The following is a 20,992-nucleotide window of genomic DNA, read 5'->3' as shown; positions in this document are numbered from 1 at the left end:
CCCCAAACTCCTCGAATCCGTTGTCACTCCGAATCAATGACGGCGTGAGGTCGACCACCGGATGCACCAGGGACGCGCCATCGGCCGCGGCAACGAGACACGCCGCGCACCAAGACACACATGATCATTTCGAGTAGACACCAACCCGCCAATCAGCTCCAGCGCCGAACCACAACACTCCGCAGCAGTTCGCCGACTGAGTGCACTGCAGGAGGCGGTGTACACAGAGAAGCGCTGGAGAGACAATCAACTATGGACACCAACGCTTTCCCTGATATTCGGTGGGGTCACGATCGGCGGTTGCTCAAGAAGCCACTCAATGCCTTCGTATCATCGCGGATCGGGTCTTGATATCTCCGGAAATTGACGCCGGTCGACCGAAAACTGCTCCTGCACAGCAAAGGTCGACGAACAATCTTCGGGCCGATGGGGGTGCCGTTGCTGTTGTTGACCACGACCGGAAAGAAAACAGGACAGCCCCGGACGACGCCTCTCACCTACATGCGCGAAGGGGACCGCTTATTTCTGGTCGGTAGTAATTTCGGACGACCCCATCACCCCGCATGGTCCGAGAACCTGTTGGCCAATCGGGAGGCGACGGTGACAATCGGAGGGGCCGAGATCCCTGTGAACACGACCTTGTTGACTGGGCAGGAGGCGGAGAAGGTCTTCGAACAGTTCGTCGAATACAACCCTACGTACTCCGTGTACAAGACTCGCACGGCGCGCAATCTTCGTGTGTTCGCTCTCGAACGGCGCCAAACCTGATTCCCCGCAACAAGAACAACCCCTTACTCCCGATCGACCGGTATCGACTGAATCGCCCCGGCGAGTCCAGGGACTTTGATGTACCCCAAGTTTCGTGGAGTCGTCATTTTCTACTTCAGGCTACCGGTTGACGTGTGACGTGTGACGTTCTCGAACTCGATCGGTGTCAGCATCCCGAGGGCACTGTGCCAGCGTTGGCGATTGCGGAAGATCTCGAAGTACTCGAACGTGGAGTCGGCCGATTCGGTCCTCGTTTTCCGTCGTTTTCGATTCGAGAGTTCGATTGAACTCTGCCCCATAATGATTCGATCACGGCATTGTCATAGCGATCGCCGATCGATCCCATCGACGGGACCAGCCCTGAGTCGTGCGCCCGGCGGGTGAATACCCAGGACGTGACCTGCACTCCGTGGCCCGAGCAAATGGGTGTGCGGGGCGTCGGGCCTCGATTGGAAATGGCCATTCCCAGAGCGTTTATCACCAATGTCGCTGTCTACGAGCTGTCGCCAGCCCACCCGACGACTCGCCTCGAAAACGTATCCTTCGGCAACAGCGCAGTAAATTTTACCTTCACGGGTGTGATGTTCCGTGATAACCGTGACCGACAACTTGTTCGGCTCGTCGCGGGTGAACTTACGGTCCACGAGATCGCTCGCGGTCGGAGTCCGATGCTTGGAACACGCACGATTGTTTCCCGGAAGTCCTTTCACACCAGCAGCTCTCATCAACATTTCGATGCGGCCGTGTCTCACGGTAATACCGTGACGGAGGGTGAGTTCAGGGTGGATGCGCCGCGCACCGTCGGCGACGTACGAGGCGGTGTGAACCTCGGTGATCCGCTGCGTCAACCAGGCATGTCGCAGTGAGCGTTCCAAGGGTGCACGATTGCAACACTCGTAGAAGCCGGACCCCGACACCTCCAGAATCCGCCACGAAGTCTGTACCGGTAGTCATTCCTTGGTCATCACTTCGAACCGCCTTTTGGGAGCACCACCGACTTCAGCAGCTCCGTGGAGTGTTCGGCGATGCAAGCTCGGTCTCCAACTCGGCGATACGACGACGGGCGGCGGCGATTTCGAGCGAACTCAGCCCCGGCTTCTGTCCGGTATCGATGAGCTCCTGGCCCAAGCCAGTCGTAGATGGTCTGCTCGGTGACATCGAGACCTGCGGCGACCTCGGCGACCGTGCGTCCTGACTTCGACAAATCGAGGACTTTCCGGCGGAACTCGGGCGGACAACGTCGGGGCGTCGCGAACCTCTCTTGGGTGCATCAATGCCTGAAGCAAAACAAACGAACTCCGGAAACTCGGGGCACATCAGTCCCCCCGAAACTACAGTGCGATTCAGTGACACGGGTGCCGACGGTGATGGAGGCGGCGGCCGGGGAGCGGAGTGTGTGGCTCATCGGTAGGACGTGTGCGTGCTGCGCCGATGAGCCGTGCGCCCGTGGCTGGCAAGGAGTGAGCAGCGATCATCCGGCACGCGCTTTTCGACTCTCGTCGTCCTTGTGTTCGGATCGGCTTCCGGCGAGCCTCGAAGGCTGGAATCGTCTCAGGTAGTGCGATTCGGAGTCTCCCTGTCGTCCTACTTCACATGCTTCACGTTTCCAACAAACGTGATCTGGGTAACAAACCGAGGTCGATGAGGAGACAGTGATGGATGTAATTGTGTGGGCTGAATCCGAGGAACGTGAGCGGTGGTGGCGACAGGTCATGGGCGTCGGGCCCGTAGGCGAGCGTGACGTAGGGATGGAGCCCAGAAAGTTGACCACAAGTGGTTTTTCGGCGAATCCGAGGACGCGCGAATCAGTAGTCCGATCGATTCGGGCCGTGGCCGCTGCCTGAGCACAGCCGCCTGGTGCGCATGCACGGCATGCTTGTGAGAATTGCATCTTGTGCTGTGCTGTTCTGTGCGAGTGAGTAATTCGGTTCCGGATGGAGTAGTGAGACGTTGGTGAACGTGGTTCTGTTGCTAGTGATGCTGGGTGTGAGTCTGATCGTGGTGATGTACCTGGACTTCCAGTGGCTCCGAACGTCCTCGCGTGGCGAACGCCGGCGACATGCTCGGCATACGCGGGTGGGAATCGGCGAGCCGTAGACCTTCCCGTGGAACCTTGCGCCATTGGTCGGTCGTCTCGTGGTTGCTGGCGTCTTTCCTGCTGCAGTAGCTTTCTCGGGCGTGCCCAACTGAATCCCGGGTCCGGTGAGCAACTTTTGTGTGAGGGTGCGGGTTTGAAGTTCGTTCGTGGACGGGCGGGATTGTCGTCGTCCAGGTCGGCGACTTAGACGTGGTGCTCTGCGGCGTAGATGCCGGCGTCTTCGCTGATTCCGTGTTTGGGTGCGGACTTATGTGTTTACAAGCGACGTGGGTCCAGGCACGCACTGCTTGTCGGATCGCTTCGGACCGGGAGACATGTTCTTGTTTCTGCGGCGCGTTCAACGCCGCGAGTAACGCGGCGTCCATCAGTGCAAATGCACGCCCGAACGGGGCGATCACGACGCCAGGTTCGCCATCTACGAGCACCACTGATCTTCCCGCACGTGGTGAACTGTCGGGTATCGTCCGCAACCTCGGCGGCCCCACTTATCACCTTCGACGCTCCAGGTGCAACGAGAATTAGTGGCGGGTCCGGGCGTCCAGGGGTCGGTATCGAACCGGCGGTCGACGGGTGCTCCACTGACAAGTAGTTCCGCAACTTTTTCGAGAGGGCCCCACTAATGCGTATTGGAGTATCCGGCCCGCACGGGACCGGCAAGAGCACGCTGGTCGACGAGTTGTGTGGCCGCCTCGCAGGGCACATTCGGGTCGATGAACCGTATTTCGTGCTCGAAGAGGAGGGGCGCGAGTTCGAGTTTCCACCCTCGGCTGATGACTACCGTGCGCAGCTTCGTCGTTCACTGCGATTGCTGACTACACCTTCTTCTGGTGTTGTATTCGATCGCACGCCGCTCGACTTCCTGGCGTACCTGTCGGCGTGTGGTGTCGATCCGGAGGCAGAAGTTGAGGCGGCGATTGTGAGGTCCGCGCTACGTACTCTCGACGTGCTGGTTGTGGTGCCGATTACCGTCGAAACAGTGCAGAAGTTGCCTGCGGTGGGGATGCCGGAGCTGCAGCGCGCGGTGAACGACGCGTTGCTGGATTTGGTGTACGCCGATCCGATGCAGGTGTGTGACTCCCTCGTAGTTGTCGAGCTTGACGGCCCACTCCGTGGGCGGGTCGACACGGTTCTCTCGGCTTTGCATTGACACCGGAATCGTCGAGCTGGGTGCGTTCGAAAGATGCTGGCACTGAGTGTTACTCGTGATGATCGACCTGGCGAACTTCGATTTGTGGGCTGGCCGGTCTCTAGGATTGCAAGGGATCTACGTCTTCTCGGGTGAGCTGGTGCTGACGCCCCTTCAGTTTGCCGCCCCGCAGTGCGCGCCTCACCAACGCGCGTTCCCGGGCTCACTCTCTGGCGGAGGGTATCGAAAACAGGCATCTCGTGGCTCAGAGTGAATCCTGAGAGCCGGTTGTCCTGGTAAGTTTCGCGAAACCGAGGAAACGGAGTCCAGCGTGACAGTCGCCGCGTACCCATCCTTTCTGTTGCGATTCTCGCTACGGTCGCACTTGTCGTGGCCGGATGTTCGTCGGGCTCCGAGACTGATTCGACGAACACCGTAACCGCTCGGCATCCGCCCAACATCGACATAATCGCTGGTGCTCGCCCCGAATCCCACCATGACCGATTCTTGTCCCACCTTCAGGCGATGGCGGCAGCCACTATCCCCGGGCCATGTCCACAAACTTGGAGAGGTGAAGCTGGTGCGCCACAGTGATTGTCGCGGTCGGGCCGTTACGGTGCTTACCCAGAATCAGGTCGGCTTCACCGCCACGGGGATCGTCTCGCTCGGTCGCGTCGGGGCGGTACAGCAGAATCACCATGTCGGCGTCCTGCTCGAGCGATCCGGACTCACGAAGGTCGGCGACCTGCGGACGCTTGTCGGTTCGCTGCTCGGGACCACGGTTGAGCTGACAGATCGCGACAACCGGAACTTCGAGCTCCTTCGCCAAAAGCTTTAGGCTACGGGAGAATTCGGAGACTTCCTGCTGACGGGACTCGACCTTTTTACCCGAGCTCATCAGCTGGAGGTAGTCGATGACGATCAGGCGAATGTCGTGTTTCTGCTTGAGCCGCCGCGCTTTTGCGCGGATTTCCATCATGGTGAGGTTGGGGGAGTCATCGATGAATAGCGGCGCCTCACTGATCTCACTCATGCGACGCGCGAGCTTGGTCCAGTCGTCGTCGGTCATCTTTCCGGAGCGCATGTCGCCGAGCTTGATCTTTGCCTCTGCGGACAGCAGACGCATGACGATCTCGGTTTTGCTCATTTCCAGGGAGAACATGACGCTGGCCATGCCGTGCGTGATGGAGCAGGAACGCAGGAAATCCATTCCGAGCGTGGAATTGTGCGTCGGGACCATCGAATGACCGGCCAGGTACATGTGGTCGGCGTTGTCGACCTCGACGCAGCGAACCGGAACACTCGCAATTGGTCGAACATCGACAATGTAGCGCGATCCGCTGCTCGCAGTGCTTTTACTCGCTCGACGCTCCTTGTGCATCATCGCTTTCCGCGTAAGACCGAACACTTCGTCATCAGTCGAGAAGGTCAAGGTGAATGCAGTCGACGAAGCCTCGGTGCGACCGTTGACTCGCTTTGTGCTCATTTGGCAGCGATAGCCAAGACTGACCACTAATTCCTGGGCATCGCGGACGAGGCGCTCGTTGGTTACCGAAAACTGAACGGAGCCACCGGCAGTCACAGTTCCATCAGTGTCGAGAAGCCCCGCAAGAACCGCACGACGCTGCGCCTCGGACCCACGGAGATACTGGACAGGGATGTGCTTGTTGCCCAGAACACCGATCGTACGTAGGCGTCCTTGAACCGTGCCGTACTCGTTGCGGCACTTCTGGCACAGTCGCAGCCCGATCGAAGGTCCACCACAGTGTGAACAGGTTGGCGCAGGTACAGGGTCAGACATGAAACGTGCTTTGCCGCCGCATGATTGACCGCATGTTCGCACCTGACTGGTGAACGGCACGAAGCTCTTTCCGCACACAACGCAATCGCGCGGAGCGACGGGATCTTCCGGGGCTAATTTAAGGCTGTAGCGCAAATGCGCCGACTTGGACGGAACTGCAACCAGGCCTTCGGCCTCGATCAACATGATGATCTCAGGATCAGCAGTGGTGAATTGTGCGCAGGCAGTAGAACCGTCACCTAGCCAAGCGCCAAGTGTGTAGGGCGGGACAAGGAGATCCTGCGTTGGTAGGTCGAGCGGCTTGGCATTCACGACAGAGTGATTAACGCGGCCATCCGCCGTTGCGCATCGCACCGTCGATGCGATCTCCGCCGTGGTTCGGACCTCGGCGAATGTCTTTTGATTCTTATAGCGGTTGTAACCTGTCTTGGCGTTCTGCGCTGAACGGCGCGAAGCACGCGTCTCCGTCAACCACTGATGCTGCTCGTCGGCCACCAACACTGTTCCATCGGAAAACTCGACCTCGTAGCAAGGACGGTCAACCATCACGTCGGTAGCGGCAACAACCCGCGTCGGCTTGCCGTGGTTGTCGATCAACAGATCGCCGACAGCAACGTCACCCATCGTGGTCCAGCCACTGGGCGTCGCGAGGGGAGTATCGAGGGCAAGCGCCTTGCCCACACCAGGACGGGCCGCGACGATAATCATCTGACCAGCGTGAAGGCCGTTGGTGATCTCGTCGAGATCCTTGAATCCGGTGGGCACACCGAGGGAAATTCCGCCGCGGCTGGCGATGGAGTCGATCTCGTCCATCGTGGGCTGGAGGAGCTCGGTGAGGGGTACGAAGTCCTCGGTGGTTCGACGCTCGGTGACCTCGAAGATCTCGGCCTGCGCGCGGTCGACAACCTCGGCCACGTCCTGGCCCTCGGTGCCGGCGTAGCCGTACTGGACGATGCGAGTACCGGCGTCGACCAGACGACGCAGCACGGACTTCTCGGCCACGATCTCGGCATAGAAGGCGGCGTTGGCGGCTGTGGGCACTGTCTGGGTCAGCGTCACCAGGTAGGCAGCACCACCGATACGGCGGAGCTCACCTCGACGGTCGAGCTCGGCGGAGACCGTCACCGGGTCTGCGGGCTCGCCACGGCTGTAGAGGTCCAGGATCACGTCGTAGACGGACTGGTGGGCGGGCCGGTAGAAGTCACCCGGACGCAGTACCTCGAGGACGTCAGCGATGGCGTCCTTGCTCAGCAGCATGCCGCCGAGCACCGACTGCTCGGCAGTCATGTCCTGAGGTGGCTGGCGTCCGAACTCCTGGTCGGGCTCGGCCTCGGGAGGGCCCGGGTAGTCCGGCCCTGAGAAGTCGGAAGGTCCTCGATCATCTACAACAGCCACAAGCGAGACCTTCCCGTAAAACACTCGACGACACTGCCAGAAACCGCAGCGCCCTCATCATTTGTACCTGCCCCCACCGACATCCCCTAGCCGCATTCGGCCGGGCTGTAGATAGACGCCGAGATGACGTTAGGGACTAGTAGGTCCGCATACAAACCGGACTGTGGATAAACCTGTGGATGCTTTGTGGAAACTCCCGCCCCACGGTGTGCACCGCCTGTGGAGCATTTGGGGACTACTTTGCCTAGCAACCGCAAAAGAGCAGGTAGATGACTATCCACAATTTCACAGGCCTGTTGATGAAAATAGTTCTTCCACAGTCGGCGCGTCGGCGTGTCGGGCGTGTTGCCTCGCCCGATTCGTCACCGATCACCGAAGTCGAACATCACAGTGTGAGAGTTATCCCCAGGTCCGATTCGGGACCCGCGCGCGCGGCTAAGCAGTCACGCGCAACCTCGAAACAAAACATCGGGCCCCACACACCGAAGTGTGCGGGGCCCGACGAGACGAACAGTCGACTATGCGCCGACGACGTTCAGGTTGAACTTGGCAACCACATCGGGGTGCAGGTTCACGACCACGGCGTGCTTGCCCGTGTTCTTGATGTGAGCCTTCGGCAACACGATGGAGCGCTTGTCGACAACCGGTCCACCGGCAGCCTTGATCGCAGCAGCGACGTCAGCGACGGTAACCGAACCGAAGAGCTTGCCCGAGCCACCGGCGGTCTTGACCGTCAGCGTTACGGACTCGAGGCCCTCGATAGCTGCCTTGAGCTCCTTGGCGTGGTCCAGGCCGCGCACAGCGCGCGCTTCCTGTGCACGACGGATGCCCTCGACCTGCTTCTCGGCGCCACGGGTGGCGACGATTGCCAGTCCGCGGGGGAGCAGGTAGTTACGGCCGTAGCCGTCCTTGACCTCCACGGTGTCGCCAGGCGCACCGAGGTTGTCCACGTCAGCGGTGAGGATGAGCTTCATGTTCTTTCCTCCCTTTCCTTAGCGAGCCACGGTGGCGTAAGGCAGCAGTGCTACCTCACGTGAGTTCTTGACGGCAATGGCAACGTCGCGCTGGTGCTGGACGCAATTGCCGGTGACACGGCGAGCACGGATCTTTCCGCGATCGCTGACGTACTTACGCAGCAACGTCGTGTCCTTGTAGTTGATCTGCGTGTTCTTCTCTTTACAGAAGGTGCAGACCTTCTTCTTCATAACCTTGTCGCGCAAGGGCGGCTTCGGCATGTCTTTGCTCTTTTCTGGATGTTCCTGATCAGGTACGGATCAGAAGGGCGGTTCGTCGCTGCCCGCACCACCGAAGGAGCCCGAAGCCTGAGGCGCACTGCCCCAAGGATCGTCTCCACCCGAAGGTGCAGCGCTCGGACGTCCGCCACCCGATCCGCCGGAGGAACCGCCGAAGTTGCCGCCTCCACCGCCGCCGCCACGGTTGGCCTTGTTGACCTTTGCCGTGGCGTACTTCAGTGAAGGACCGATTTCATCGACTTCGAGCTCGACGACAGTTCGCTTTTCGCCCTCGCGAGTTTCGTACGAACGCTGCTTGAGCCGGCCGCTCACGATTACTCGTGAGCCACGGGTCAAGCTCTCCGCGACGTTCTCGGCTGCTTCGCGCCAGATGTTGCAACGCATGAACAGTGCATCGCCGTCTTTCCATTCATTGGAATTACGGTCGAAGGTGCGGGGCGTGGAAGCAACCGTGAAGTTTGCAACCGCGGCACCCGCCGGGGTGAAACGAAGTTCAGGATCAGCCGTCAGGTTTCCGATGACGGTGATGATGGTGTCGCCAGCCATGTGGTTCCTCCTGCATTGATGTAAGACCGTTGGGCGCGAGAGTAGAGCTCGCTACCGACAGTAATTACTTGTTGTGGCGCAGAACCTTCGTGCGCAGAACCGACTCGTTCAGACCGAGCTGACGATCGAGCTCAGCGACGGTGGCGGGAGTGGCGTTGATGTCGATCACCGCGTAGATACCTTCAGCATGCTTCAGGATCTCGTAGGCGAGACGACGCTTACCCCAGACATCGACCTTGTCGATCGTGCCGCCGTGCTGGCGCACAACATTGAGGAACGTATCCAGTGAAGGAGCGACAGTGCGCTCGTCCAGGCTGGGGTCAAGGATGACCATCAATTCGTAATGACGCATAAGACCTCATCACCTCCTGTGGACTAAGTGAAAACGGCCACGGACTATCCGTGGCAGGAGGGTCGTTGCGTCAGCAACCCTCGTAGGTTACACGAGGGGCCTTGACCAGGGAAATCGTCCCGGCTCTCCGGGAAGATCACCAGGTCGATACGCGACGCGTGGTGCAGACACGTCGCCCCGCGAGCCACTCCGCCCCCTAGGGTGAGAATCATGCGAACAGACCGCAAGACCCCGGCGTCGATCCTGGCGTTGGTCGTCGGATTGTGCGGCCTGACGCTGGCACTGGGCTATTTCAACAAGGCCAGATGCGGCGGCGCACCGTTCGCTCCCGACGGCCGAAGCCTGAACTTCGACGTCAACAAGAACATCGACGTCTGCTACTCCGACATTCAGTTGCTCTGGCTCGGACGAGGTATCGATCAGCATCTGTTCCCCTTCGTCACCGGAGGGATAACGCCCGAAGGATTCCTGACCGGCGGAACCGTCGAATACCCGGTACTCAGCGGAATTCTGATGTGGCTGGGCGGTATCGGCTCACACACCGACACGGACTTCCTTCTGCACTCGGCACTGATCCTGGCTCCTTTCGGACTGCTCACCGCGTGGATGCTCGGCAAGATGAGCGGCGCGTACGCGCTGGTGTGGTCGGCAACACCGCCGCTGGTCCTGTACGCATTCCACAACTGGGAGCTCCCGGTAGTAGCCACCAGCGTCGGCGCGATCTTCCTGATGACGTTCGAGCGGATCCCGCTACGAACTCGCGCGATTCTGGCGGCGGTCATCCTGGCGATCGGCTTCTGCTTGAAGCTGTACCCGGGAATGTTCGTACTGCCGCTCATGGCCTACGTGCTCCTACGCGGCACCGAAAGCAAGCGTTACGACGTTCGTGGGGCGCTGATGACGGCGGGTGCGGCGATCGCCACCGTCGTCCTCGTCAACCTGCCGTTCGCCCTCATCTCGTACGAAGGCTGGCGCGCGTCGTTCAGCTTCCAGGAGAAGCGAAGCGCCGACATCACCACCAACTCGCTGTGGTTCTGGGGGTTGCGACCGTTCTACGGTTTCGGAGTTCGCGAACTCAACGCCGACTACGACGCACTGGTGAGCATCCTGTCCCCGGTCATGATCCTGGCGTCGTTCGCGCTCGCGATGTATCTGGGTTGGCGTCGCTACGTCCGCGACGGCTACTTTCCGTGGATTGCAGTCAGTGCCGCGATGTTGTGCGGATTCGTGTTGCTGCACAAGGTCAATTCACCGCAGTACACCCTGTGGATCCTGCCGTTCCTCGTTCTGTTCAAGATCCGGTGGTTCTGGATCGTCGCCTATCTGATCGTCGATGCAGCGTTGGGCATCGGCGTCTTCCGGTACTTCTACCAACTGGACATGAATCTCGATCCGAGCAAGTACGAGGCCGTCGTCCAGGCGAGCGTCTGGGGCCACGTCATCCTGCTCGCCGTGTTCTTCTTCCTGTTCCTGCGAGTCCCACTGCGCTATCCACTTGCCGGCGGGACCGATCAGATTGCCAACTCCGACAACAACCTTCCGACTCACTCACGGGAGCACGCCTGATGACTGCATCGTGGTTCGAATCACCGACGTTGACCGGTGATCGAGTACGACTCGAACCCCTGAGCGTCGCGCACACCGACGCACTGCTCGCGGCCGCCGACGACCCGGCGATCTTTCGCTGGACCGCGGCGCCGATCACCGATCGGGAACAGGCACAGAAGTACATCGCTGCAGCCACCGACGACCCGAATCGGATCGCCTTCGCGCAGGTGAGCATCGCGACGAACGCCGTGGTCGGCACCACGTCCATGTACCAGATCGACCCGGTAAACCGCAGTCTTGCAATCGGATACACGTGGTTGTCGCGATCGGTTCAGGGAACCGGGATCAATCCCGAATCGAAACTGCTCCTGCTTCGCCATGCCTTCGACCAGCTCGAAGCCGTACGCGTCGAATGGCACACGGACGAGTTCAACGAACAGTCCAGGGCAGCGATCGCCAAGCTCGGCGCTCAGTTCGAGGGCCTGCTGCGCAAGCACCGACGCCGCCTCGACGGCAGTTGGCGTACAACGGCGCTGTTCGCGATGACCGACGACGACTGGCCGACCATCGCACTTCAGCTGGAGACACGTACCCGAAACTAGCGATCACCTGCACTCTTCGGCGAAGTCCATGCCAAGATTCACCTCATGAGCGATCAGGGTGGGTACGGGTACCAGGGCAATCAGAATTGGCAACCGGCTCCGTACGGGCAGCCTGATCCGTACGGCAGGCGGCCGACGAACACGCTCGCGGTACTCGCTCTTGTCTTCGCTTTCCTCATCGCGCCGTTGGGGATCGTCTTCGGGCACATCGCACGCGGCCAGATCAAACGGACCGGCGAAGAAGGCGACGGACTCGCTCTTGCCGGCCTGATCATCGGATACATCTTCACCGCACTGGGCATCCTGGCAGTGGTGGTGTGGATCGCGTTCTTCGGGTTGCTCGCCGCCGCTTTCGGCAACGCCGCGAACGAGGCGAGTTCGCGGAGTTTCACCTACACGACGCCGTACTCGTACTCCACGACCACGACTCGGGCGCCGAGTGCACCCACCACAGCGCCGAGAACGACGACGCCCCCACGCGCCACGACCTCTGTCGGTCCAGCGCCTACCGTCTCCGGCACCGACCGTCAGGGCTTCATCTCCGGCGGTCCCAGTTGCAACTCCACCAATCCTGCCGTCGCCATTGCCGTCACGACCGGATCACGAATCGTCATCTGCGAAACCGGAGTCGGCCGTTACTACTACAAGGGTCAACGGCTGAGCGACGGCGCCACCATCGAACTCGACGATCCAACCCCCACCGGCAACGGATTCACCGTCACCAATAAGGACGTGACATACAAGCTCACCTCCGCCGGACTGGTGATCACCGGCACCGGAGGCGAGCTGGGTAGGGAAGCCGCCATCGAATTCTGGATGAACTGACCCACGTCAGCCGGCGCACGGGTCCTGGTAGGGAACACCGGGCAGGTAACGCTCCCATTCGGCTTCCGTGATGGGAGATCCTGCGGTGCGGCACAATCGATCGACGACGCTGCCTGGATCGATCCCCCACAAGCGAACCGTCTTGTCCGACCCGCTGCCCGCGATCATGTCACTCTCGCCGGCGAACTGAGCGTCGTTGACGCGGCCCGGGTAGGCGGACAGCGTCGCAAATCGTGTTGACTGCGAGGGGGTCTCGATGTCCCAGAGCCACACGGTTCCGTCGCCGACACCGGCAGCGAGCCGATCACCGGCGCGGTTGAACGAGATCGAATAGATTGCGCCCTCGGGGCCGACAAGACGAGCGAGTTCCTCGGGCGCCGACGGAGTGCGTACGTCCCACAGGGCGACACCGTGATCCGCGCTTCCAGCGGCCAACAGAGTTCCGTCGGCACTGAAAGACACTGCTAGTGCGTAACTTTGGAACCCGCCCACCGTTGCCGCCACCCTGGGCGACGCTGGGTTCGACACGTCCCACAGATCAACGTCATTCTTGGCGTTCGCGATCGCCAGTATGTCGGCACCCGGTTGAAATGCCATCATCTGCGGGTAAGAGCCGACATCGGTCAACGACAACAGTTTCGGGGCCGACGGATCGGAGACATCGACCAAGGCCACACTGTTGTCGTCCTGCGAGGACACTGCCAGCAGATCTCCGCCGGGATTCAGCGCGACAACCGCCACGATGCCCTTCACATATACCGCAGGTTCGCTGTAGATCCGCGGCGACGCCGGATCACTCAGGTCCCAGAGATAGGCACCGCCGCCGCCGGTGCCGCTCACGGCCAGGTTCCCGTCCGTCGAGACCGCCGATGCTCCGCTGAAAGTGTCGGCCCCTTGCGGTTTCAACTCCGGCATCATCGCGGGGCGATCGAGATCCTCGGTGTTCCACGCCAACATCGCGCCGCCCCTGGCGCCGACGCCGGCCACCAGGCGCGAGCCGTCCGCGGCAAAGGGACTGGTGAAGATCGTGTCCCGAGCCCCCGCCCACACGGGACCAGGTAGAGCCCACACGCGAGTCACACCGTTGAGTCCCCCGGTGACCAGGTTGCGGCCGTCGTCGCTGTAGTCGACGGTGGTCACCGCCCCACTGTCCGGAAGTGTTTCGATCAACGCTCCGGTTCGCGGGTCCCACACGCGTACGGAGTTGTCGGAACTTCCTGCAGCAAGTCGTGTTCCGTCTTTGCCGTAGTTGAGTTCGTTGACGTAACTGGAGAATCCCGTCAGTGCCGGCAGGGGAGCCGGGCGCGCCGGATCGCTCATGTCCCACCGAACCACCTCCCTGCCAGTGGTTCCCGCCGCAAGCTCACGTCCGTCCGGACTGAAGGCGACGCCGAGGTAGTGAACGGTAGTGCCGTTGGGCTCGGTCGCGAAGATCGGCGCCGATTCCTCACCCCACTTCGCGACATCCCACACACGCAGTGTCGCTTGACGCCCGCCCGCCACGAGGAACCGTCCGTCGGGGCTGAACGTCGCGGTGACGATGCCGTCAGCTGGGTGCGGAAGAGCTGGCAAAGCAACGGCATTCGTGGAGCTGTCGATGTTCCATCGCAGGACGTCGGGCGTCGAGGTACCGGCGACCAATTTGGTTCCGTCGGGGCTGAACTCCATGTCCTGCACTACGCGTTCACCGTCGACGGGCAGTGTTCCACGTACCGGATTTTTCGGATCCGACACGTCCCAGAGTGCAGCGCCGCCGGCACCACCAGCGGCAAGCAGCCGGCCGTCCGGACTGTAGGCGACAGCAAAGAGAGCCGTGCCCTCCGCGACTCCGAGGAACTCCGCCTGCGGAACGGCTGAGGCCACTCCGTCCACCATCGGATACAGTCTGACCTTTCCGTCCGAACTGCCTACCGCCACAACAGTTCCGGCTGGGTTGATCCGGGCCTTCATCGCGCCGGGTGGTCCGATGATGCGGGTAGCCGAATGAACGCCGGACGCATCCAGCAATGCCGAGCGGGCTTCGGTCGTCTCGTTGACCGCAAATGCCGCCAGAGCAAGCTGCGACGCCAGCGACGGATCCCGCTCACGCATCCTGATCGACTCGGTGGCCACCTGACGCGACATCGCCTCGTCGCGCGCGGTATCCGCCTGGACGCGTTGGCGATTCGCACCGATACCGGCGACGGTGGCGACCACCGCCAACACCAGAGCGATCACCGACGCAGCCGCCAACGCAGTCACGAGTCGTCTCAGCACGCGTGTGCGTCGACGATCGGCGAACTCCTGCTGATCACGATGCTCGATGCTCGCGGCGAGATACTCCCGCTCGGTGGCGTTGAGGTCGGCGGACCGGGTCTGGCTCGGTTCCAGCGGGAGACCGAGCTCGCCCGAACGCAGCCATTCTTCCGTCAGGTGAAGACGGGCGGGTCCGAGCAGTGCGCCCGGGTCGCGTCCACTGTCCTCCCACACCTGCGCCGCGTACGTGAACCGGCGATGCACTGCCAGGCCGGCACGGTCCGAGTCGATCCAATCGCGAAGCCGACTCCACGCGGACAGCAACACCTCGTGCGAAACCTCGACGGTCTCCTCGTCGACGGTGAGAAGGCGGCGTAAGGCGAACCGGTCGATGACGGTGTTCACGTCGTCGACGTCGTCACCGAGGAAAAGTTCGGTGCGCGGTGCGCGCCGACGCGTCTGCGTCACTTCGTCGACGTTGACCAAGCGCAGGAAGATCCTGCGCGCCAACTGCTGCTGCCGCTCCGTCAGCTCGCCGTACACTTCCTCGGCGCTCTGCTGGACGGCTCCGGCGATCCCGTCGGTGGCGTAGTAGTCCGAGACGGTCAGCGTTTTACGCGTCGACCGTTGCCAGGTCCCCAACAACGCGTGTGAGAGCAAGGGCAAAGCGCCGGGGTCGCTAGCCGTGCGCGAGCCGCGTGGTGTCAGCTCGCCGACCAGAACCTGAACCAATTCGCTCTGCACGGTCATCCCGGCCTTGACCGCCGGCTCGACGATCACTTCGCGCAACTGCTCTTCGGTCAGCGGCCCGACCACCATCGGCGAGTCGTCGAGCAGTGGCACCAAAAGCGGTTCCTTCGCCGCGAGCCCGTAGAAGTCGGCGCGCATGCCGATGACGACAATGGTGTTCTCACCGAGTTCCGCGAGAGTCTGCAGTATTTCCTCGCGACGATCACCGTCGCACTGCGTCCACAGTTCCTCGAACTGATCGAGGATCAAGACCGTTGGTTCGTCTGAAATCGACGACGGGATTCCTCCCGTACCCGGCTGCCGGATTTCCACCCGCCAGCCGTCGAACCGTGGATCGTCTCCAGCGATCTTGGGGGCGAGCCCGGCCCGCAGCAACGACGACTTACCCGAGCCGGAAGCACCGATCACCATGAACTGACGGCGGCCGTCACCCTGTATCGCCGACGCCACCCGTTCCGCCAAGTTGGCAGTGAGTTCGTCTCGACCGAAGAACCACTCGGCGTCCTCCTGCCGGAACGACTCGAGACCTCGATACGGAACGGTGGCGTCGCCGCGTCGTCTGGCCGTCAACTGTCTCACTCGTTGCACCGCACTGATCCAGCGCTGCCGCTCATCCTCGGAATCGACGCCGCAGGCCTCGAGGAGCGCAAAAAACATCGGGGTACTCGCCGGCGTCGGCAGGTGTTGGCCGGCAAACCATCCGCTGACAGTTCCGTGCAAACCTCCCGACCGCTCGACGGCTTCGCGAACCGTCATTCCGGCTGCATTCCGCAGCGCGGTGAGCGCCTCAGCAAACTGCCCACGCGACTCGATTTGGGCGGGATCGACCTGATTGTGCGTACCGGCTTCCGCCTTCGAGTTCATAGCGACGCACTCTATCGGAGCAGGTAGGGGATTTGTCCGTTGTATGGACTCTGTATCGAGAGAGCTGCGCCCGTTCCACTGAGACGCCGCCATCGAAATACTCGATCTCAGTCGCGCCCGAAGTCAGCAGCCCTTCTGCAAATACGGCAGTCGACGCGCATTCCCTCCGTCGAAAGGCGCTACTCGCATGTCTGCAATCGGCATTTCTTCGAAGATCGAGGCAAACGTGTCCCGAGTCGGCAACCCCAAGCACGGCAAGCACAAGCCGAAGCTGAGCGTCCGCGAGATCGAAGTCCTTCTCGCCTGGCTTCGTTCGGATTCCAAGTCCGAGGTCGCCGAGACACTCGGCCTACGCGTCAGCACCGTAAACACACACATCACTCGGATCCGCACGAAGTACAGCGACGTCGGGCGGCCCGCACCCACGAAGGCAGCGTTGTTCGCCCGCGCGGTTCAGGACGGGTACACCACCCTCGACGAGTGGTGAACTCAGACCGTGACGGGTTCCGGTTCCTTCGCCTTGGACGGCTTCAGCCAACCGGGTAGCCAGGCAGGCTGTTTGTCCGGCGCCTGATCGAGAACACCGCCCGCCGGATCGTCGATGAACCCGTATCGCACAAGATCTTCCGACGGGCGGTAAATCTGCCGCAGCACCAGCGCGCACAGAACAAGCACCGCGATGTCCCGGATCACGACGGTTCCGGTGAACCACTGCTCCGGCAGACCCTTGTTGGACACCCCGAGGTAATACATCATTCGTGGAACCCAGACCAGGGCGTCGATGGTCATCCACGCGAGCAACAGTCTTCGGTGCGGCAACGCCAACACGGCCAGCGGCACCAGCCACAGCGAATACTGCGGGCTCCACACCTTGTTGGTGATCAGGAAGCCCGCGACGAGCAGGAAGCACAATTGCGCTACGCGCGGACGACGCTGCGCCGTCAGGGCGACGTAGCCGACACCGATGCAGACGGCGACAAACAGCAGCAGGGAGACGGCGTTGAGATTCGACGGCGACTCACCTTGCGCGAGGGGACCGTCAAGGCCCTTCCACGACGTGAACGACGCGATCACGTTGTAGAGGGAATCCGGATCGGCCCCGCGCTCGGAGTTGAGACGGAAGAACTCGTACCAACCGTGGGGGTACAGCGCGGCGATCGGCAGGTTCACCGCAAGCCAGGCCGCGACGGCGCTGAGAGCGGTCACCAGCCAGTCCCGCGTCTTGCCCGCACGCAGACACAAGACGAAAAGCGGTCCGAGTAGGAGCAGCGGGTACAGCTTCGCGGCGCCGCCGAGGCCGAGCAGAATTCCCGCGAGTACCGGACGCTTACGTGCCCACGCCAACAACCCGCCGGCCGCGAACGCCGTCGCCAGCGGATCGAAGTTCGTGAACACGTGCACGATCACCAACGGGGAACAGGCGATCAGCGCGCCGTCCCACACTCGTCGTCCGGCCAGCAGGGTGCTCGCCCACACGGTCACCAGCCACGCCAACGCCAACCCGAATGCGACGACGTTGAAATAGAGCGCCACCTGAATAGCGCCCGGCAGCCAGGTGATCGAATCCCACGCCTTGGCGACCTTCATCGCACCGTACTGATAGAGCCCCGAGATGACCGGATACTCCATGTACCGCATCTGGATCGAACCGTCGCCGCGCACTTCTTCCCACGACGTCTTGTACGGGAAGGCGCCCTGATCGAGGCGTTCGGCTCCGTACAGCGGAACGGTGTCGGAGTAACACATCGCCACGTACTGACGGCTGCCGCTCCAGTCGAGGCCAACCTGCCCGCTCTCGCCGACCGGCGACTGCTGAATACAGCCCGCCTTGGCGAACCAGCCGAAAGCCAAGAACACCACGGCGAGCAGAAGGATCACTCGCATCGGTGTGAAGAAGCGAGTGCGCCCGATCAGTGCGTGACGACCTACCGGACCGCCGACGGTTCCCGACAGCGCAGACACCAACGCATCGTTGCGACTGGGAACGTCCCGCCAATCCGCCGAACGAAGATCTTCGGCCAGCGGAGCGGGGGAGGTCGGTTCGGCATCATCAGCATTCGCGGCCACTCCGCGAGGTTACCGTCTTTCGAACCGACCACCCTCCAACTACTGGCCGGGGCTCACACCTGCCGGTTCTTCCTCGGTGGTCTCGCCTGCCCCGGGTACCTGCGGCGTGGTTGTCGTCGGCCGGGAGATGCCAGGAATCGGGATGGTGATGCCCGGCAGAACCTCGACCTGAGTCGTCGTCACCACAGGCGGCGGAGTGGTTTCCGTCGTCGTCGGTGTGGTGGTCGGCGGCGCCGACGTCTTGGGCGGTGCGGGAGCCGTGTACTCCGGAACACCACCGGCTTGGCCGTTGATCTTGCCCGGCGTCGGGAACTTCTCGTTGTCGGTGCCGTCGAGGGCGCCGTCCATCGTGTCCTTCCAGATGTCCGAAGGCAGACCCGAGCCGTAGATCATCGCGCCACCGGAATTGGTGATCGCTTCACCGTCGGGCGTTCCGACCCAGACCGCGGTCGAGAGTGACGGCGTGTAGCCGACCATCCACGCGTCCTTGTTGGCTCCGGTGTCACCGAGCTGCGCGGTACCTGTCTTCGACGCCGACAGACGTCCGCCGGCCAGGTTGTGACCGCGTGAGTACGCCGCGATCGGCTGCATCGCAGCCGTCACGTTGTCCGCCACGGCAGCGTCGATGCGGTCCTCACCCGCGGGTGCGCCGCGGTCCAGCAGCACGGTGCCGTCGGCCGCGACGACCTTCTGTACGAAGTGCGGTGCGTGATACGTGCCGGACGCGGCGAGCGTCGCGTACGACGACGCCATGTCGAGCACGCGGGCCTGGTACTGGCCGAGCACGATGCCGTTGTTGGGACCGGAACCGTCGGCCTCGGTGAGCGACGGGCCGACGCCCGGGATGTCCTTCGGGATGCCGGCCTTGTGAGCGATGTCCGCGATTGCCTGCGGGCCGTTGCCGTCGAGGCTGAGCATCTGACGGTAGAAGCTGGTGTTCAGCGAACGCTTGAGTGCTTCGGCGATGGTGCAGGTGCCGCAGCTTTCTCCTTCGACGTTGCCGATGGAGATGCCGTTGACGGTCAGCGGCGAGCTGTCGTACATCTGCGATAGCGGAATTCCCTGATCCAGGGCGGCTGCGAGGCCGAACACCTTGAACGAGGAACCGGTCTGAAGTCCGGCATTCGCGAAGTCGTATCCCGCGCCGTCCTCACCGCCGTAGTACGCCTTGACCGCTCCGGTCTTCGGGTCGACCGAGACAACTGCGGTACGCAGATTCTCCGGCTCACCCTTCATGTTGGAACGCGCTGCCTCGACCGCTGCGGCCTGCGCCTGCGGGTCGATGGTCGTGGTGATCTGCAGACCCTCGGTATTGAGCAACTGCTCGCTGATTCCGGCGTCGCCGATCTCTTTGAGCACCTGACGCTTGATCAGGCCCTCGGGTCCGGTCGAGCCTTGGCTGCTGTTGTCGACCTGGGCGAGCGGGATGTAACCGGGGTACTGCATCGGCGTGCGCGCAGCCTGATCCAGCGTGCCGGCGGACACCATGCCGTCGAGCACGTAATTCCAACGGGACTTGGCACCGGTCGGGTTGGTTTCGGGGTCGAGGAGCGACGGAAGCTGAATCGACGACGCCAGGACGGCGCCTTCCTCGATGGACAGCTGGTCGACAGGCTTACCGAAGTAAGCCTTGGACGCGGCTTCGATTCCGTACGCACCACGACCGAAGTAGATGGTGTTCAGGTATGCGGCAAGAATGTCGTCCTTGGACCACTCGTTGGCCATCTTCGAGGAAAGTACGAGTTCCTTCATCTTTCGCGTCAGCGAACGCTCCGAGCCGACGAGCGCCGTCTTCACGTACTGCTGCGTGATGGTCGAGCCACCACCGGCGCTGTCGCGACCGAGGACGTTGTCTCGGGCTGCGCGCGCGAAACCGGAGATCGAGAAGCCCGGGTTCGAGTAGAAATCGCGGTCCTCCGCGGCCAGAACGGCGTTGCGAACGTGCATCGGCACCTGATCGAGCGAGACCTCGACGCGGTTACCTTCGTCCGGCGGGACCACGGTGCTGATCACCGTGGTGCCGTCCGAGGCAAAGACCGTCGCCACCTGATTGGTCTTTTGGTCGCCTGGCTTGGGGACGTCCTGCACGATGTACGCGGCCATGAAGGCAAGAACGGGCAGAACAAGACCGAGCGCCACCAAGACGTAGGCCGAGCGGCGAACTGTGCGCCACTTGGACTTCTTCTTCACGGTGCTCTTTCTTCCCTTCGGGGGTTGTCCGTCATTGCCACCCCCACCGGAGCCACCAGTCGGCGGCTTCGTCGGCGGAGGTCCGACCGGCGGGCGAGTGCCCGCGTTGGTACGAGTGGTCGCTGCTGCTGCTGCGACGCGCTGGGTCGGTTCGTTTGCCTGAGCGCCGGCGGCGCGATCACGTCCCGCGCGATCCTGTGGCGGCGGGCCGGCAGGTCCCTGCGGCGGACGACCCTGCGGCGGGGGTCCGGCGGGACGGCCCTGAGGAGGCGGGCCGGAAGGTCGACCTTGCGGCCGACGACCCTGCGGCGGAGGTCCCATCGGCCGACCTTGCGGCGGGCGACCCTGAGGGGGTGGGCCCATCGGAGGCCGACCCTGGGGCGGCGGACCCTGCAGTGGTGGACCTATCGGACGTCCCTGCGGCGGACGACCCTGAGGAGGTCCGGCGGGACGGTTGGGACCGACGGGACGGCCACCCGGGTTGTTGCCTCCCGGGTTGTTGTTGCTGGGGGAACTCACGAATCAAATCTCCAGTGGTCACGGACCGATCACGTGCAGACTTCGATCGGGCC

General features: G+C 62.4%; 17 protein-coding genes and 1 pseudogene. 6 read left to right on the top strand and 12 right to left on the bottom strand.

All coding sequences use genetic code 11. The annotated features are described in order from the left end of the window. The first annotated feature begins 426 nt into the window (after window positions 1–426). Entirely contained in the window at window positions 427–768 is a 342-nt protein-coding gene (locus ACFQ6Y_RS27975; protein ID WP_378639812.1) for a nitroreductase family deazaflavin-dependent oxidoreductase, read from the top strand. Between the two features lie 110 nt (window positions 769–878). On the opposite strand, the gene ACFQ6Y_RS27970 is transcribed toward ACFQ6Y_RS27975, so the two are convergent. From ACFQ6Y_RS27970 to ACFQ6Y_RS27955, 4 genes and pseudogenes are all read right to left on the bottom strand, one after another. Further along, window positions 879–1,067: an IS3 family transposase gene (locus ACFQ6Y_RS27970; RefSeq protein WP_378639810.1), complete on the bottom strand. Its 189-nt coding sequence runs from the start codon at window positions 1,065–1,067 to the stop codon at window positions 879–881. 21 nt (window positions 1,068–1,088) lie between these two features. Then, the gene (locus tag ACFQ6Y_RS27965) at window positions 1,089–1,685 is read right to left on the bottom strand and encodes an IS3 family transposase (protein WP_378639808.1); all 597 of its coding nucleotides are present in this window, start codon (window positions 1,683–1,685) and stop codon (window positions 1,089–1,091) included. A 47-nt stretch (window positions 1,686–1,732) separates the two neighbouring features. Beyond that, on the bottom strand, window positions 1,733–1,972 hold the full coding sequence (locus ACFQ6Y_RS27960) for a hypothetical protein (protein WP_378639806.1): 240 nt from the start codon (window positions 1,970–1,972) through the stop codon (window positions 1,733–1,735). A gap of 1,154 nt (window positions 1,973–3,126) precedes the next feature. Continuing rightward, a pseudogene (locus ACFQ6Y_RS27955) lies at window positions 3,127–3,231 on the bottom strand (ribbon-helix-helix protein, CopG family); the annotation flags it as partial. A 254-nt stretch (window positions 3,232–3,485) separates the two neighbouring features. Here ACFQ6Y_RS27955 and ACFQ6Y_RS27950 point away from each other — a divergent pair. Then, a complete protein-coding gene (locus ACFQ6Y_RS27950) occupies window positions 3,486–4,013 on the top strand; it encodes an AAA family ATPase (RefSeq protein WP_378639803.1) in 528 nt (175 codons plus the stop codon). A gap of 517 nt (window positions 4,014–4,530) precedes the next feature. Here the strand turns inward: ACFQ6Y_RS27950 and dnaB are convergent. The 5 genes from dnaB to rpsF form a co-directional block, all read right to left on the bottom strand. After that, the gene (dnaB, locus tag ACFQ6Y_RS27945; RefSeq protein ID WP_378639800.1) at window positions 4,531–7,188 is read right to left on the bottom strand and encodes a replicative DNA helicase; all 2,658 of its coding nucleotides are present in this window, start codon (window positions 7,186–7,188) and stop codon (window positions 4,531–4,533) included. Window positions 7,189–7,706: 518 nt separating this feature from the next. Further along, on the bottom strand, window positions 7,707–8,162 hold the full coding sequence (rplI, locus tag ACFQ6Y_RS27940; RefSeq protein WP_007735531.1) for a 50S ribosomal protein L9: 456 nt from the start codon (window positions 8,160–8,162) through the stop codon (window positions 7,707–7,709). Between the two features lie 18 nt (window positions 8,163–8,180). Then, a complete protein-coding gene (gene rpsR, locus ACFQ6Y_RS27935) occupies window positions 8,181–8,423 on the bottom strand; it encodes a 30S ribosomal protein S18 (protein WP_003941245.1) in 243 nt (80 codons plus the stop codon). A 39-nt stretch (window positions 8,424–8,462) separates the two neighbouring features. After that, a complete protein-coding gene (locus ACFQ6Y_RS27930) occupies window positions 8,463–8,987 on the bottom strand; it encodes a single-stranded DNA-binding protein (RefSeq protein WP_003941248.1) in 525 nt (174 codons plus the stop codon). Window positions 8,988–9,051: 64 nt separating this feature from the next. Next, the gene (gene rpsF, locus ACFQ6Y_RS27925) at window positions 9,052–9,339 is read right to left on the bottom strand and encodes a 30S ribosomal protein S6 (protein ID WP_003941237.1); all 288 of its coding nucleotides are present in this window, start codon (window positions 9,337–9,339) and stop codon (window positions 9,052–9,054) included. A 210-nt stretch (window positions 9,340–9,549) separates the two neighbouring features. Between rpsF and ACFQ6Y_RS27920 the strand changes: the two genes are divergently transcribed. Genes ACFQ6Y_RS27920 through ACFQ6Y_RS27910 form a run of 3 tightly spaced genes read left to right on the top strand, consistent with a single transcriptional unit; the run spans window position 9,550 to window position 12,314 of the window. Next, window positions 9,550–10,905, top strand: coding sequence for a glycosyltransferase family 87 protein (locus tag ACFQ6Y_RS27920; RefSeq protein WP_378639796.1), 1,356 nt, complete (start codon window positions 9,550–9,552; stop codon window positions 10,903–10,905). Beyond that, the gene (locus tag ACFQ6Y_RS27915; RefSeq protein ID WP_378639793.1) at window positions 10,905–11,489 is read left to right on the top strand and encodes a GNAT family N-acetyltransferase; all 585 of its coding nucleotides are present in this window, start codon (window positions 10,905–10,907) and stop codon (window positions 11,487–11,489) included. Before ACFQ6Y_RS27920 ends, ACFQ6Y_RS27915 begins: the two co-directional genes overlap by 1 nt. A gap of 45 nt (window positions 11,490–11,534) precedes the next feature. Further along, a complete protein-coding gene (locus ACFQ6Y_RS27910; protein ID WP_378639792.1) occupies window positions 11,535–12,314 on the top strand; it encodes a DUF4190 domain-containing protein in 780 nt (259 codons plus the stop codon). 6 nt (window positions 12,315–12,320) lie between these two features. Here the strand turns inward: ACFQ6Y_RS27910 and ACFQ6Y_RS27905 are convergent, their stop codons facing one another. Next, window positions 12,321–16,163 (bottom strand): helix-turn-helix domain-containing protein, encoded by a 3,843-nt coding sequence (locus ACFQ6Y_RS27905; RefSeq protein ID WP_378639789.1) that lies wholly within the window; start codon window positions 16,161–16,163, stop codon window positions 12,321–12,323. A 187-nt stretch (window positions 16,164–16,350) separates the two neighbouring features. Between ACFQ6Y_RS27905 and ACFQ6Y_RS27900 the strand changes: the two genes are divergently transcribed. Continuing rightward, window positions 16,351–16,650 (top strand): helix-turn-helix transcriptional regulator, encoded by a 300-nt coding sequence (locus ACFQ6Y_RS27900; RefSeq protein ID WP_378448469.1) that lies wholly within the window; start codon window positions 16,351–16,353, stop codon window positions 16,648–16,650. A 2-nt stretch (window positions 16,651–16,652) separates the two neighbouring features. On the opposite strand, the gene ACFQ6Y_RS27895 is transcribed toward ACFQ6Y_RS27900, so the two are convergent. Then, the gene (locus ACFQ6Y_RS27895) at window positions 16,653–18,230 is read right to left on the bottom strand and encodes a glycosyltransferase family 87 protein (protein WP_378530127.1); all 1,578 of its coding nucleotides are present in this window, start codon (window positions 18,228–18,230) and stop codon (window positions 16,653–16,655) included. Between the two features lie 39 nt (window positions 18,231–18,269). Further along, the gene (locus tag ACFQ6Y_RS27890; protein WP_378640048.1) at window positions 18,270–20,420 is read right to left on the bottom strand and encodes a transglycosylase domain-containing protein; all 2,151 of its coding nucleotides are present in this window, start codon (window positions 20,418–20,420) and stop codon (window positions 18,270–18,272) included. Window positions 20,421–20,992: the final 572 nt, after the last annotated feature.

The sequence above is a fragment of the Rhodococcus sp. NPDC056516 genome, from assembly GCF_042794655.1.
Lineage (GTDB): Bacteria > Actinomycetota > Actinomycetes > Mycobacteriales > Mycobacteriaceae > Rhodococcus_F.
This window is presented reverse-complemented; position numbering and strand designations above follow the sequence as displayed.